General features: G+C 67.0%; 15 protein-coding genes. 7 read left to right on the forward strand and 8 right to left on the reverse strand.

Annotation, left to right across the window (positions count from 1 at the left end; all coding sequences use genetic code 11):
* Positions 1–189 precede the first annotated feature (189 nt).
* From QC765_RS15895 to QC765_RS15910, 4 genes are all read right to left on the reverse strand, one after another.
* Complete coding sequence (locus QC765_RS15895) at positions 190–1,284, reverse strand: adenosine deaminase (protein WP_278315419.1); 1,095 nt, start codon at positions 1,282–1,284, stop codon at positions 190–192.
* Positions 1,285–1,522: 238 nt separating this feature from the next.
* Positions 1,523–2,566: a type IV toxin-antitoxin system AbiEi family antitoxin domain-containing protein gene (locus QC765_RS15900; RefSeq protein WP_278315420.1), complete on the reverse strand. Its 1,044-nt coding sequence runs from the start codon at positions 2,564–2,566 to the stop codon at positions 1,523–1,525.
* 300 nt (positions 2,567–2,866) lie between these two features.
* Positions 2,867–4,147 (reverse strand): thymidine phosphorylase, encoded by a 1,281-nt coding sequence (locus QC765_RS15905; protein WP_278315421.1) that lies wholly within the window; start codon positions 4,145–4,147, stop codon positions 2,867–2,869.
* A gap of 128 nt (positions 4,148–4,275) precedes the next feature.
* Entirely contained in the window at positions 4,276–4,680 is a 405-nt protein-coding gene (locus QC765_RS15910; protein ID WP_278315422.1) for a cytidine deaminase, read from the reverse strand.
* 271 nt (positions 4,681–4,951) lie between these two features.
* Here QC765_RS15910 and sdhC point away from each other — a divergent pair, with 271 nt between their 5' ends.
* The 5 genes from sdhC to QC765_RS15935 all read left to right on the forward strand — a co-directional run bounded on the left by sdhC (position 4,952) and on the right by QC765_RS15935 (position 8,680).
* A complete protein-coding gene (gene sdhC, locus QC765_RS15915) occupies positions 4,952–5,356 on the forward strand; it encodes a succinate dehydrogenase, cytochrome b556 subunit (protein ID WP_149360680.1) in 405 nt (134 codons plus the stop codon).
* Positions 5,356–5,808 (forward strand): succinate dehydrogenase hydrophobic membrane anchor subunit, encoded by a 453-nt coding sequence (locus QC765_RS15920; RefSeq protein ID WP_192038998.1) that lies wholly within the window; start codon positions 5,356–5,358, stop codon positions 5,806–5,808. The genes sdhC and QC765_RS15920 overlap by 1 nt, the downstream gene beginning before the upstream one ends.
* Before the next feature lie 11 nt (positions 5,809–5,819).
* On the forward strand, positions 5,820–7,586 hold the full coding sequence (sdhA, locus tag QC765_RS15925; RefSeq protein ID WP_278315423.1) for a succinate dehydrogenase flavoprotein subunit: 1,767 nt from the start codon (positions 5,820–5,822) through the stop codon (positions 7,584–7,586).
* Positions 7,586–8,362 (forward strand): succinate dehydrogenase iron-sulfur subunit, encoded by a 777-nt coding sequence (locus QC765_RS15930; protein WP_278315424.1) that lies wholly within the window; start codon positions 7,586–7,588, stop codon positions 8,360–8,362. The genes sdhA and QC765_RS15930 overlap by 1 nt, the downstream gene beginning before the upstream one ends.
* 156 nt (positions 8,363–8,518) lie before the next feature.
* The gene (locus QC765_RS15935) at positions 8,519–8,680 is read left to right on the forward strand and encodes a hypothetical protein (RefSeq protein WP_278315425.1); all 162 of its coding nucleotides are present in this window, start codon (positions 8,519–8,521) and stop codon (positions 8,678–8,680) included.
* Between the two features lie 61 nt (positions 8,681–8,741).
* Here the strand turns inward: QC765_RS15935 and QC765_RS15940 are convergent, their stop codons facing one another.
* Together QC765_RS15940 and QC765_RS15945 are read right to left on the reverse strand one after the other, a co-directional pair.
* Complete coding sequence (locus QC765_RS15940) at positions 8,742–9,296, reverse strand: RBBP9/YdeN family alpha/beta hydrolase (protein ID WP_278315426.1); 555 nt, start codon at positions 9,294–9,296, stop codon at positions 8,742–8,744.
* 34 nt (positions 9,297–9,330) lie between these two features.
* Positions 9,331–9,771: an NUDIX hydrolase gene (locus QC765_RS15945; protein ID WP_278315427.1), complete on the reverse strand. Its 441-nt coding sequence runs from the start codon at positions 9,769–9,771 to the stop codon at positions 9,331–9,333.
* A 245-nt stretch (positions 9,772–10,016) separates the two neighbouring features.
* On the opposite strand from QC765_RS15945, the gene QC765_RS15950 reads away from it, so the two are divergent.
* The gene (locus QC765_RS15950; protein WP_278315428.1) at positions 10,017–10,223 is read left to right on the forward strand and encodes a hypothetical protein; all 207 of its coding nucleotides are present in this window, start codon (positions 10,017–10,019) and stop codon (positions 10,221–10,223) included.
* A 140-nt stretch (positions 10,224–10,363) separates the two neighbouring features.
* On the opposite strand, the gene QC765_RS15955 is transcribed toward QC765_RS15950, so the two are convergent.
* Entirely contained in the window at positions 10,364–11,836 is a 1,473-nt protein-coding gene (locus QC765_RS15955) for an MFS transporter (protein ID WP_278315429.1), read from the reverse strand.
* Between the two features lie 148 nt (positions 11,837–11,984).
* Here QC765_RS15955 and QC765_RS15960 point away from each other — a divergent pair, with 148 nt between their 5' ends.
* A complete protein-coding gene (locus QC765_RS15960) occupies positions 11,985–12,665 on the forward strand; it encodes a TetR/AcrR family transcriptional regulator (RefSeq protein ID WP_278315430.1) in 681 nt (226 codons plus the stop codon).
* Positions 12,666–12,695: 30 nt separating this feature from the next.
* Here the strand turns inward: QC765_RS15960 and QC765_RS15965 are convergent, their stop codons facing one another.
* Positions 12,696–14,192, reverse strand: a complete 1,497-nt coding sequence (locus tag QC765_RS15965; RefSeq protein ID WP_278315431.1) for a glutamate-cysteine ligase family protein — start codon at positions 14,190–14,192, stop codon at positions 12,696–12,698.
* Positions 14,193–14,226: the final 34 nt, after the last annotated feature.

The following is a 14,226-nucleotide window of genomic DNA, read 5'->3' on the forward strand; positions in this document are numbered from 1 at the left end:
GTGGACGGCCGCGACGTGCATCCATGCGCAACACCTCTTCTGCTAGAAGGTGTTGCGACCACCCCTTGAACCCAGGTGCGAAACCCTGTCGCTTTTCGCACACTCGCGAAGGTTTCGCACACTCTCGAGGAGAGCGGGCCACCGCACTCGCCGCGCGAGACATCGATCCCCGGGCGCTCGCGGGCGCGCCTAGCCGACCAGCACCGCGTATCCCGGCTTGATCACGTCATCGATCAATGCCAGGCGCTTGTCGAACCGGTAGAACGCTGACTTCATCGCATTGATCGTGAAACGCTCCAGGTCGCTCCAGCCATAGCCGAAAGCCTCGACGAGGTTCAGCATCTCCTCGCTCATCGAGGTATGGCTGATCAACCGATTGTCCGTGTTCACCGTCACCCGGAACCGCAAGCGCGCCAGGGTATCGAACGGATGCTCCGCGATGCTCGACGCTGCTCCGGTCTGCACGTTCGAGCTCGGGCACAGCTCCAGCGGAATCCGCTTGTCCCGCACATAGTTCGCCAGCAGCCCCAGCTCCACCGAACCATCCGCGCCGACCGCTATGTCATCCATGATGCGCACGCCGTGGCCCAGCCGATCGCACCCGCAATACGCCACCGCCTCATGAATGGACGGCAAGCCGAATGCCTCCCCCGCGTGGATGGTGAAATGCGCGTTCTCCCGCTGCAGGAACTCGAACGCGTCCAGATGCCGCGACGGCGGAAACCCCACCTCGGCGCCCGCAATATCGAACCCGCAGGCGCCGCGCCCACGGAACCGCACCATCAGCTCCGCGATCTCGCGCGATCGCGCCGCATGCCGCATCGCCGTCACCAGGCACCGCACCATGATCACGCGGCCCCCCTCCTCCTGGACCGCGCGCATCCCCTCCTCGAAGCCGGCAATCGTCTGCTCCATCACCTCATCCAGCGACAAGCCACCATCGAGATGCTGCTCCGGCGCGAATCGAACCTCCGCATACACCACCCCATCCGCTGCCAGGTCCTCCACGCATTCCCGCGCGACCCGCCGCAACGCGTCGGCCGTCTGCATCACCGCCACCGTATGCGCGAACGTCTCCAGGTAGAGCTCCAGCGAGCCGCTATCCGCCGCGTCCCGGAACCATGCGCCGAGCTCCGCCTCGTCACGCGACGGCAACCCCCCGTAGCCGGCCTCGTCAGCCAGTTCGATTACTGTGCGAGGCCGCAGCCCTCCGTCGAGATGATCATGCAGCAGCACCTTCGGGGCCAAGCGGATCGAAGCCAGATCAAGCGGTGCAGCAGTCATGTCATCGACGGTAGCGGAACGCTCCATCGCTAGCAGGGCATCGATAACCGGGGCTCGTGGGATTCCCGTTGCGGCGGAGTTTCCGCGGCTGCCGGGTTCCCTTGGCGGAGTTTCCGCGAGGAATCCCGGTGCCCCACAGCATTTGCTAGCTAATGTCACCTTTCCCGTTTCGTGTCGCGGCGTGTCGCGTGACATTGGTCAGCAGATTTCGCGCGGGGCCAGGCAGCCCCCGGCCAGCTCACTGCGGCAGCGTTGCACGGCAGGGCGCTGGAGAGGGCCAGTCCCCCGGCCCCGGCGCGACCGGCCCCGTCCCAGGAACATGCTTCCACCACTGCATCGGCACGTTGCGAACCGGATTCCGCGCCAGCAGGCCGGCCATCCGCGCGCCGAGTGACTGCAGGTCCGTGGTGTGCGGGTATCCAAACCGCAGGAGGTCCAGGCCACACTCGTGCCGGAGGATCCACTCGCGCTCGGCCTGGCGCATGACAATGCTGTGCGCATCGGGGCGATCGTTGTACTTCACGGCACCATCCGCCTCGATGGCCACCCAGTGATGTGGCCACAAGCCATCGACGCGAAACTTCGGATAGCCGGGGCCGACCCACGCGTTCGGCACCAAGGCAGGCAGCCCGGCCTGGATGCTGGCGAACCTACCGAGGCTCTCGAGGGGCGACTCCGCGGCCGGCGATGCATGCGCGGCGATCCACCGGGCGCGCGCCGCCCCTTTCCACCCCGCTACGTGATTGGCCGGCTCTGTGAGATCCGCGCCACGCCGCACCGCCGCTTCGGCCACCATCAATGCCGTCGGCAACGGGGCTTGAAGGGCCACAGTGGTTGCCGCCATCCCCATGCTCACGACTCGTGCTTCCGCACGCACGCCGAGATAGTGGTCCGTCAACGTCGCCCGGCGCACCCGCGCCACGCTCGTGGACCATCCACCGGCACCGCCGCACGACGGTCCTATTGCCTCCAGATACGGAGGCGGGGAGCCGCGCGACGGCAATCCCCACATGGACGCAGCCGACCATCCCGAGAGATGAAGCTGGCGTGGCGCATTGCGCGCGAACGCGGCCACGCACAGGGCGAACATCTCCCACGGCGGAAGTTGCTCCCCCAGTGCAGCATCGGCATACATCGTGGGCATGGGCCGAAGCAGCGTGCCTGATCCGACGAGCCGTCCAAGACGTTGCCTGCTGATACCGGATTCACGGGCCTCGGTTGTGTGGATGACGCCGCCGCGGCGGTGCAGGAGGTAGCGGATGTCCTCAGGAATGGCTGGCACGGGCATATCGTGCCGGTTCGCCGCGGTCCCGACGGGTTCCTAGCCGTGACCTGTGGATAGCTTGATTTCTATCCACAAGCAAGCGGGCACGGGCAGTTCATGCGCCAGGGCTGCCGAGCGCGCTAGACGTTGGCTCACCGAGCGCCACCAAAAGATCTGCTAGCCGATGTCACGTTTCCGCTGCCGTGTCGCGGCGTGTCGCGAGACATTAGCTAGCAGATTTCGCGCGCCCCACCCCAGCCTGCGACCCCCCAGCCTGCGACCCCCCAGCCCGCGACCACCCAGCCTGCGACCACCCACCTAGGCGATGCGCTCGTGCACGAGCACCCGCCGTGGCGCGGATTCCCCGATGCTCCACGCGCCATCAAGCGCGGCAAGGGCGGCCGGGAATCGCTCGGGGGTATCGGTGTGCAGCGTGATGAGGGGTTGTCCGGCGGTGATGGTGTCGCCGACCTGTACGTGCCATTGGACACCAGCGGCGGCTTGCACGGGGTCGCCGAGCTTCTGCCGTCCGGCGCCAAGCCGCCAGGCCGCGATGCCTACCCCCATGGCGTCGAGGTGGGTGAGGATCCCGCTCTCGGGGGCGGTGATGGTCTCGGTCGCGCGGGCGGTGGGCAGCTCGGCATCGGGGTCGCCGCCCTGGGCCCGGATCATCTTCTTCCAGGTGTCCATGGCGCGGCCATCGGCGAGCGCGTCGGCGGGGTCGGTTCCGGTGATGCCTGCGGCGTCGAGCATCTCGCGGGCGAGGGCGAGAGTGAGCTCGATGATGTCGGCCGGTCCCCCGCCCTCCAGGACCTCGACGGATTCGCGCACTTCGAGGGCATTTCCGGCCGTCAGGCCGAGGGGCGTGCTCATGTCGGTGAGCAGCGCGGAGGTGCGGACTCCGGAATCGTTGCCGAGGTCGACCATGGTGCGAGCGAGCTCCCGGGCATCGTCGAGGTTCTTCATGAACGCTCCGGCGCCGGCCTTGACGTCGAGGACGAGCGCGCTGGTCCCCTCGGCGATCTTCTTGCTCATGATGGAGCTGGCGATGAGCGCGATGGATTCGACGGTGCCGGTGACGTCGCGCAGCGCGTAGAGCTTCTTGTCGGCGGGGGCGAGGCCGCTTCCGGCGGCGCAGACCACGGCGCCGACATCGTTGAGCTGGGCCAGCATCTCGTCGTTGGACAAAGTTGCGCGCCAGCCGGCGATGGATTCGAGCTTGTCGAGGGTGCCGCCGGTGTGGCCGAGGCCGCGGCCGGAGAGCTGGGGCACGGCGGCGCCGCACGCGGCGACCAGCGGCGCGAGGGGCAGGGTGATCTTGTCGCCAACGCCACCGGTGGAGTGCTTGTCGACGGTGGGCGTGCCAAGGTGCTTGAAGTCCATGCGCTCGCCGGAGTTGATCATGGCGTGGGTCCAGCGGGCGATCTCGGTGCGGTCCATGCCGCGCAGGAGGATGGCCATCGCGAGCGCGGACATCTGCTCGTCGTGGACGTCGCCGCGCGTGTAGGCGTCGATGATCCAGTCGATCTGCCCGCCGCTGAGGGCGTGGCCATCGCGCTTGGCCCGGATGATGGTGACGGCGTCGTGGTGAGTGCTCATGGCTGGCAGGTCCTTACTCTCGACAGGTCCGGAGGCGTGGCGGGCGGCTAGGGCTGGGGCTGCTGCGAATCTGGGGCTGCTCCGGCGATTCTGGGGCTGCTGCGCCCGCCCAAGGGCCGGGGTGCGCGCTATTGCTGCCCGGCGGCGTAGTCCTCGGGACCGAAGGCGCGCGGGAGCAGCTCGCTGAGCGGGATGGGGCCGTCGGGGGCGCCAATGAGCATCGTGGGGCCGCCATGCTCATGGAGGAGCTGGCGGCAGCGTCCGCAGGGCATGAGGTACTCGCCCCGGCTGTCGACGCAGGCGAGGGCGGCGAGGCGTCCGCCGCCGGTGGTGTGGAGCTGGGAAACGACGCTGCACTCGGCGCAGAGGGTCAGTCCGAATGAGATGTTTTCCACATTGCAACCCGTGATGATCCTGCCGTCGGTTGTGCTAGCTGCAGCTCCGACGGGGAATCGCGAGTAGGGGGCGTAGGCGTTGCGCATGGTTTCGATTGCTGCGCTACGCAGGGTTTTCCATTCGGCTACCATGGTCATCACCGTGGTTTCGTGTCGGGTTTTCTGTTGGTGGGACAGGGTGGGCCACGGCCATGCAACTGAATATGGCAAGGCAACCCTAAATAATACCCGCAGGTCAAAACCTTATATCCGGCTGCAACCCACGGAACTGGAAGGACTACAGTTCTCTGTGTCAGCTTAGGTTCACGCCGGACCTCTGTCGCGAAGCGCCCTGCTGACACCGACAACACAGGGACGCGCCTGACGGGACCTGCGGCGCCCACCGATGACACTGGAGGCAGAGCTCTCAATGACCAGCACACAAGACGCCACTGGGCAGGTGGTGCGCACACGATCGATATACCGGGGCGATCCCGGCATGTGGTCCTGGGTCCTGCATCGGATCACAGGCGTCACGCTCTTCTTCTTCTTGTTCGTGCACGTCCTCGATACCGCCCTCGTCCGGGTCAGCCCCGAGATGTATGACGCGGTCATCGAGACGTACAAGAACCCCATCGTCGGCACGCTCGAGCTCGGATTGCTCGGCGCCGTCGTCTATCACGCGTTCAATGGCCTCCGCGTGATCCTTATCGACTTCTGGTCCAAGGGGCCGAAGTACCAGCGGATCATGTTCTGGATCGTGCTCGCCATCTCCGTCGCGATCATGATCCCCGCCTCTGGCCGCATCTTCTACTTGCTGTTCGGGAGCTTGTGATGACTTCTTCGGAGACCCCCGCCGCCAAGACCGTGGCCACGTCCTACGATCGCCCCGCCGCGTTGTCGCTGCCCCGCACCCCGCGGCGCAGCAACACCAACAACTTCGAGATGTGGGCATGGCTGTTCATGCGCATCTCCGGGCTGCTGCTGATCTTCCTGGTCATCGGCCATATCTCGATCATGCTGCTGCTCGACGACGGAGTGCACCGCATCAACTTCGCGTTCGTCGCTGGCCGCTGGGCGAGCCCGTTCTGGCAGTTCTGGGACTTGTCGATGCTGTGGCTCGCGCAGCTGCACGGCGGCAATGGCCTGCGCACCGTCATCAATGACTACGCGCGCAAGGACTCGACCCGCTTCTGGCTGCAGACGCTGCTAGCAATCTCGATCGTGCTCATCACCGTGCTGGGCACGTACGTAATCTTCACGTTCGACCCGAACATCACAGGCTGAGCGAGGCACACATGCAAGAACACCGTTACGACGTGATCATCGTCGGCGCTGGCGGAGCCGGAATGCGCGCCGCCATCGAGGCTGGTCCGCGCGCCCGCACCGCCGTGCTGACAAAGCTCTACCCCACCCGTTCGCATACCGGCGCGGCCCAGGGCGGCATGTGCGCCGCTCTGGCGAACGTCGAGGAGGACAACTGGGAGTGGCACACCTTCGACACCGTCAAGGGTGGCGACTACCTCGTTGACCAGGACGCTGCGGAGATCATGGCCAAGGAGGCCATCGACGCGGTCCTCGACCTCGAGAAGATGGGCCTTCCGTTCAACCGCACGCCCGAGGGCAAGATCGACCAGCGGCGCTTCGGCGGCCACACCCGCGACCATGGCAAGGCGCCGGTCCGGCGTGCCTGCTACGCCGCGGACCGCACCGGCCACATGATCCTGCAGACCCTCTACCAGAACTGCGTCAAGCATGGCGTCGAGTTCTTCAACGAGTTCTATGTGCTCGATCTGTGCCTGAGCGAGACCGCCGAGGGCACCGTCGCCACCGGCGTGGTGGCCTACGAGCTCTCCACCGGCGAGATCCACGTCTTCCACGCGAAGTCGATCGTGTTCGCCACGGGCGGCTCGGGCCGCATGTACAAGACCACCTCGAATGCCCACACCCTCACCGGTGACGGCATGGCGATCGTGCTCCGCAAGGGCCTGCCGCTCGAGGACATGGAGTTCCACCAGTTCCATCCGACAGGCCTCGCGGGGCTTGGCATCCTCATCTCCGAGGCGGTGCGCGGCGAGGGCGGCATCCTTCGCAACGCGGACGGCGAGCGCTTCATGGAGCGCTACGCGCCGACCATCAAGGACCTCGCCCCGCGCGACATCGTGGCCCGGTCCATGGTCCTCGAGGTCCTCGAGGGGCGCGGCGCAGGCCCGAACAAGGACTACGTCTACATCGACGTGACCCACCTCGGCGCGGATGTGCTCGAGGAGAAGCTGCCGGACATCACCGAGTTCTCCCGCACCTACCTCGGTGTGGACCCGGTGACGGAGCTCGTCCCCGTGTTCCCGACCTGCCACTACGTGATGGGCGGCATCCCCACACTCGTCACCGGCGAGGTTCTCAAGGACAACGACACCGTCGTCAAGGGCCTCTACGCGGCCGGCGAGTGCGCATGCGTCTCGGTGCATGGCGCCAACCGCCTCGGCACCAACTCGCTGCTCGACATCAACGTGTTCGGCCGTCGCGCCGGCATCGCTGCTGCCGACTACGCCACCCAGTCGGAGCTCGTGCCACTGCCCGAGTCCCCCGAGGGCATGGTGCAGGAGTGGATGAAGCTCATGCTGTCCGATCGCGGCAATGAGCGCGTCGCCGATATCCGCATCGAGCTGCAGGCGACCATGGACCGCAACGCCTCGGTCTTCCGCACCGAGGAGACCCTCAAGCAGGCGCTCGAGGATGTCCGCGTGCTCAAGGAGCGCTACAGCCGGGTCCAGGTGCAGGACAAGGGCAAGCGGTACAACAGTGATCTCCTCGAGGCCGTCGAGCTCGGGTTCCTGCTCGAGCTGGCCGAGGTCACCGTGGCCGGGGCGCTGAACCGGAAGGAGTCCCGCGGCGGGCACGCCCGCGAGGACTACCCCGACCGGGACGACACCAACTTCATGCGCCACACCATGGCCTACAAGCAGGTGCCGAAGGACAGCCGCGCGCCGCTGATCTCCGACATCACGCTGGACTACAAGCCAGTGACCTTCACCCGCTACGAGCCGATGGAGCGTAAGTACTGATGACTGCCACCGTTTCCGCCGAGACAGGCCAGCGTCCACTTCCGCCGGTGCCCGAGGGCGCGACGATGGTCACGCTCAAGATCCGGCGCTTCAATCCGGAGGACCCGGACGCGCAGGGCTTCGAGGAGTTCGAGGTCCCAGCCCTGCCCTCCGACCGGCTGCTGAACCTGCTGCACTACGTCAAGTGGTACATCGATGGCTCGCTGACGTTCCGGCGCTCCTGCGCGCACGGCGTGTGCGGCTCCGATGCCATGCGCATCAACGGGGTCAACCGGCTCGCCTGCAAGATCCTCATGAAGGACATGCTGTCGAAGGACGGCAAGCCGATCACCGTGACGGTCGAGCCGATCCGCGGACTTCCCGTCGAGAAGGACCTCATTGTCGACATGGAGCCGTTCTTCGACGCGTTCCGTGCCGTCAAGCCGTTCCTCATCGCCAACGGCCAGGAGCCCACGCGCGAGCGCATCCAGTCCCAGGAGGACCGGGCTCGCTTCGACGACACCACCAAGTGCATCCTGTGCGCCTGCTGCACCACCTCGTGCCCCGTGTTCTGGCACGACGGCTCGTACTTCGGGCCCGCGGCGATCGTCAACGCGCACCGGTTCATCTTCGACAGCCGCGATGAGGGTGCTGCCGAGCGGCTCGAGATCCTCAACGACATGGACGGCGTGTGGCGCTGCCGCACCACCTTCAACTGCACCGAGTCCTGCCCTCGCGGCATCCAGGTGACGAAGGCGATCCAAGAGGTCAAGCGGGCACTCTTGTTCGCGCGCTGACCAGCGAATGCATTAAGAGGGGCACCCCGCGCCAGGGGTGCCCCTCTTTGCTTGCTCGGGACACCCTGCGCCACCAGCGCATGGACCGCCGCGACCACCGGGGCGCGGTAGGCTGGTAACTGGGCAGCCGCCTCGCTCGAACCAAGGGAGACCCCGATGTCTGATCACGTCCTCCACCATCACGAGCCGCCGAACGATGACCTTGCCATGCGCGCCACCAACATCGTGGCCTCGCACAGCGAGAGCGCGAAGGAATGCCGCGAGTTCCTCGACATGCTCGGTCTCGACACCACCCCTCCCCCGGCTCCCGCGAGCTGAGGCCTGCGCTCTCGAGTTCCAGCATCCAGCAGCGCTATCGCTAGCACGTGCTAGCGAAGGATCACCGCACCGTCGATGCGAGCACCTCGACCAGCGCTTCGGGCATCTCGCCCTCCAGGAAGTGACCGCCACCCGGCACACTGATGTCCCGGGCCCCAAGAGCCTTGGCGAGCTGCACGGATAGCTCCGGCGGAACAATCTCGTCATCGTCGGAGTGAATAACCGCGGCATGACGGATGCGCGCACCCAGCGGTGCCGCATCCATGCCCGCTCCGATGAATCCATCGAGCTCGGGCACCCCGGGAAGCTTCTCCACGAAGCCCGCGACCAGCACGAGCCCACCAAGGCCCTGCGCGCCACCGCGACCCCACTGGCTAGCGAGGAAGCGCAGCAGCGCAAGGCATCCCAGGCTGTGCCCGATCAGCACGGTGGCCTCGTCGACGGGGCCGATGGCTTGCGCTATTGCCGCATCCCATTCGCCGCGATCCGGCTCGTTCGGCCGGGGAAGCTCCACCCGATGCACGTCGTGGCCTCGAGCTGCCAGCTCGTCCTCGAGCCAGGGAAACCAATGCTTGCCCGTATGGGCGCTATAGCCGTGCACGATGATCGCGCGCAACGCGGTCTCCTTGCTGCACTGGAGGCCTGGTGGCCTAGGGGCGTACCTGGCCGATGCTCAGGGGGCGCCGGAGCTCGGGGAGGATCCTCTCCGCGAGCAAGGGTGCCAGGGAAATACTGCCATGGTCGCCGTAGAGATCGAGCCAGTGGATCTCCTCGATCTCGCCGCTCGGCGCGACAGCCTGGCTGGCGCCTGGCGCAGCGAGGTCAGTGACGTAGACGGTGGCGTCGACCCGGCGGTCCTGCTCGTTGGCCGCGGGGGCGGTCCATCTGCCGAGGAACCTCAGCGAGGCAGGGCCCAGGTGCACGGCGACCTCCTCGCGGCACTCGCGGATCGCTGCGGCGTGGATGGACTCCCCCGGCTCGGGCTTGCCCCCGGGCAGCATGAAGCGCTGTGTCCCCGCTTTGCGGACGAGCAGGATGCGCTTCCCCTCGTGGAGGATGCACACCGCTGCCACGGTGATCGGTCGATTCACGTATCGGGTTCCTGTCGTGGTGTGTGCACTCGAGGAGTCGCGTCGAGGTCAGGACGCCCTCGGCCAGGCTACCGCCTGCCAGTCACTAGGGGCTTCACGACGACGGGAAGTGCGATCAACGCAACACGCTGTGGTCACAGTCGGCTAACCAGTGGAAGCCAAGGCATGCATGATGCCCCCGCATGATCCAAGATCGTGATGACACTATTCAAGCTGTCCTCATTCCCTATCGTGCTAGGAGCCCCATGCGTCCCCGGACTGCGAACCGGATCACCCGAGTCGCGTTGCTTGTCGCGGTCCTGAACCTCGGACTCGCCGGCACTGTCGCCTACGCCCTCGATACCAAGGCAGTCACTTCGAGCACGACCAGTGTCATCGATGTGGCGCCCGCGGGCTCCCAGGGCACCGACGGCACCGCCGGCACGTGCGCGGTCGTGCCGTTCGGACGGTAGGCCCCGAGCGGTAGGCCCCTAGCAGTAGGCCACGAGCAGGAGGCCACGAGCAGCAGTGGAAACTTTTCCCGCCCCGAGGAGGAAAAGTTTCCACTACCAGTGCCGCACGACGATGCAGCCGTTCGCCCTCGCTGCGCCGCTCAGTGCGCGGCGACGGGCGTGCCCTGCTGCGCGGGGAGCGGACCTGGCCGGAACAGGGTGACGGCGACGATGGCTCCCACGGCGAAGATCCCGGCGCCCCACGCGAAGGCTGCGGTGTAGCTCTCCATGGCGGCCTGGAGCGGGCCGCCGGTGCCGCCTCCCGCGAGGTAGTCCGAGGCCGCGGTCGCGGCAATGGTGCTCAGCAGCGCGGTACCGATCGAGCCGCCCACTTGCTGCATGGTGTTCATGGTGGCGGACGCGATGCCGGCATCAGCGGGCGCGACCCCGGAGACGGCGCTCTGGATGGATGAGGCGAAGATCGCGCCCATGCCGAGTCCCATGATCACCAGCGACGGGAGGATGTGGGCGAGATAGCTGCTCCCGGTCTCGATCTGGGTGAGCCAGGCGAGGCCGAGCGCGCCGAGCACCATGCCGGTGGTGACGAGGGGCCGCGGACCGTGCTTGGGCAGCAGGACGGCGTTGATGACGATCGAGGAGATCATGATCATCATGACCATGGGCAGGAACGCGAACCCGGTGCGGATGGGCGAGTAGCCCATGGTCACCTGCAGGTAGTACGTGAGGAACAGGAACACGGCGAACATGCCGCTGCCGGCAAGGAACATCGATAGGAACGCGGCGCCGCGGGTGCGGTCGAGGATGATCTTCAGCGGTAGCAGGGGATGCTCGACCCGGCTCTGGAGGTAGACGAACGCCGCGAGAAGGACGACACCGGCGACGATCCACGCCAGGGTGGACGTGGCGGTCCAGCCGTTGTGCTCGGCGCTGGAGAACCCAAACACGATGGCGAACAGCGCGACCGAGCCGACGACGGTGCCGGGGATGTCCAGTCGGGGCCGGGTGGTCGAGCGCTGGGGGTCGAGCAGGATGGCTGCGCCAATGAGGGCTACGCCGGCGAAGAACACGTTGACAAGCAGCGTCCAGCGCCAGTCCGCCCATTCGGTGAGGACGCCACCGAGCAGGAGCCCGACACCCGCTCCGGATCCCGCGATGGCACCAAAGATGCCAAATGCCTTGGCGCGTTCCTTGGGGTCGGTGAAGGTGGTGGTGAGCAGGGCGAGGGCGGTGGGGGCAAGCAGCGCTCCGAAGATGCCCTGTCCGGCGCGGGCGGCGACAAGGATCTCGAAGCTCGGAGCGAGCCCGCCGACAGCGGATGCCGCGGCGAAGCCCACGAGGCCGGTGAGGAAGGTAATGCGGCGCCCGAAGAGGTCGGAGAGGCGTCCACCGAGCAGGAGCAGGCTGCCGAAGGTGAGGGCGTAGGCGATGATCACCCATTGCCGGTCGGAGTCGGTGAACCCGAGGTCCGCCTGGGCGGCAGGGAGGGCGATGTTCACGATGGTGGCGTCGAGCACCACCATGAGCTGGGCGATGCCGAGGACGGCGAGGACGAGCCAGCGGCGGTCGCGCTGGGTGCCGGCGCCGGGGCTGGCGAGGGGCGTGGTGGTGGTCATGGGGGTCGGCTCTGCTTCCGTGCTGGCGGGCTTGTACTGGTGCGGCTTTGCAGTATCTTTACTAAGTGGAGTTTCCATCTCCGCTTCTCACAACTTATGATCGTAAGCGGAGATTCCCCCTCCGAATAGATCCGTGAGGTGAATCACAATGACCGACGCCACCCCTGCCCCCACGACGAGCCCCCCGTTGCGCGCCGACGCCGAGCGCAACCGGCAACGCATCATCGAGACCGCCCGCGAGCTCTACGCCACCCAGGGGCTCGCTATCACCCTCGACGAGGTGGCTCGCGCCGCCGGTGTCGGCGTCGGCACCATCTACCGGCGATTCGCCAACAAGCACGAGCTCATCGAGGCACTGTTCGAGCTCAGCCTCACCAATCTCGCCGAGGCCGCCGAGCACGCGCTGGGAAACCCCGACCCCTGGGACGGCTACAGGCAGCTCGCCGAGCACGCCTGCCAGCGCCTCGCCGTCGACCGCGGCCTATCCGAAGTGGTCATCGGTCGCGAGAACGACCGCGAGCGCATCTCCCATGCCGCCGAACGCATGCGCACCTCGTTCGCGGCGGTGTTCGACCGCGCGCACGACGCTGGCGCGCTCAGGCCGGACGCCACGCTCTCCGACCTCTTCGCCACCATCCATATGGTGGCCAACTTCGCGAGCTTCTCGGGCCCCGTCGCGCCCGACGCGTGGCGCCGCTACCTGGCGTTGTTCCTCGACAGCCTGCGCGGCGACCGCGAGCACCTGCCACTGCCTGCCGACAGCCTCACCCCCGAGCAGGTCAGCCGCGCCAAGCAACTCCTGCAGCAGCGGCACGCGCCACCCGCATGACCCCCGCTGGTGCCAGCAGCAGGGCAACCGCTACCAGGGCCAGGTGTGCACGGGATCGCCCGCGCGCATCAGCTCCGCGTACTCGGCGAGCATGCGGGGCAACGCCTCCTGCCGCGTCATCCCCGATTTCTCGAGCCGTGCCACCATCCCGCGCTGCCACCCCGCGCCGTTGCGTCGCTGCAAGCACCGCTCCTCGATGATCGACAGGTACCGGTCGCGCACCCCAGCCGCCACGCCATAGTCGGACAGGCCCTGGTCCGCTAGCGGCAACAACCAGCGCAGCGCCAGCTCATCGGGCCCCACCTCGCCGCACGACGGCCAGTACAGGCGCGCATCCATGCCATGACGGGCGGCCCTCTCCAGGTTGGTCGCTGCCGCATCGAACGACATCTGCGTCCACGCGGGACGGTCGGCATGGGCGAGCGCATGAACCACGCCGTAGTAGAAGGCGGCATTCGCCATCGTGTCGATCACCGTTGGCCCGCCCGGCAGCACGCGGTTCTCCACCCGGATCTGCGGCGTCCCCTCGACGACGGCGTAGACCGGGCGATTCCACCGGTAGATCGTGCCGTTGTGCATCGACAGCTCCGCGAGCGACGGCGTCTCCCCCGCATCGAGCCGGGCAAGCGGCTCCTCCTCGGTGGCCTCCGGCAGCAGCGCCGGGAAGTAGCGAGCGTTCTCATCGAAGAGATCGAAGATCGACGTGATCCACCGCTCCCCGAACCACACCCGCGGTCGCACGCCCTGGTTCTTCAGCTCCAGCGAGCGCGTATCGATGGCTTGCTCGAAGACGGGGATCCGGCTCTCGTGCCACAACGCCGTCTGCGCGAGGAATGGCGAGTTCGCGCCCAGCGCCACCTGCACCCCCGCCACGCACTGCGCGGCATTCCAGTGCGCCGCGAACATATCCGGATCCACCGCGAGGTGCAGCTGCACCGAGGTGCAGGCCGCCTCGGGCAGCACCGAGGTGCAATCTATGCGCAACCGCTCGGCATCACCATCGAGGCCCGTGCCGCTGATATCGATCTCGATATCCTCGCCCCGTGCCGCGAAGATCTGATCATTGAGCAGCGCATAGCGCGGGTTGTCGGTGATCCATGCGGCATCGAAATGCTCGGTGCGCAGCGTCGGCAGCATCCCCGTGAGCACCACGCGAGCGCCATTGCGCGACGCGACGTCGTCCGCGTGCTCCAGCGACCGGCGCAGTCCTAGCTCCACCTCGCGGATCGACTCCCCCGCCAGCGGCGCGGGCGCCACGTTCAGCTCGATATTGAACCGGCCCAGCTCGGTCTGGTAGTCATTGTCCGCGATCGCGGCGAGCACCTCATCGTTCGCCTTCGCCGGCTCCATCGCGTCATCGACAAGATTGAGCTCCACCTCCATGCCCAGCAGCGGCACGGCGCGGTGGCTATCGAACGCGCCATCGTGGAGCATCCGCTCGAGCGCCTCGGTGCATTCATGCACCTTGCGGCGGAACAAGCGCCGATCCTCGTGGGTGAACCGGATCGCCGTGACTTCCGCGCCCATCGCCGCCGCCTTTCCTCGATGACCGGTGGTACCG

This window comes from Hoyosella levis, assembly GCF_026008515.1.
Taxonomy (GTDB): Bacteria; Actinomycetota; Actinomycetes; order Mycobacteriales; family Mycobacteriaceae; genus Lolliginicoccus; species Lolliginicoccus levis.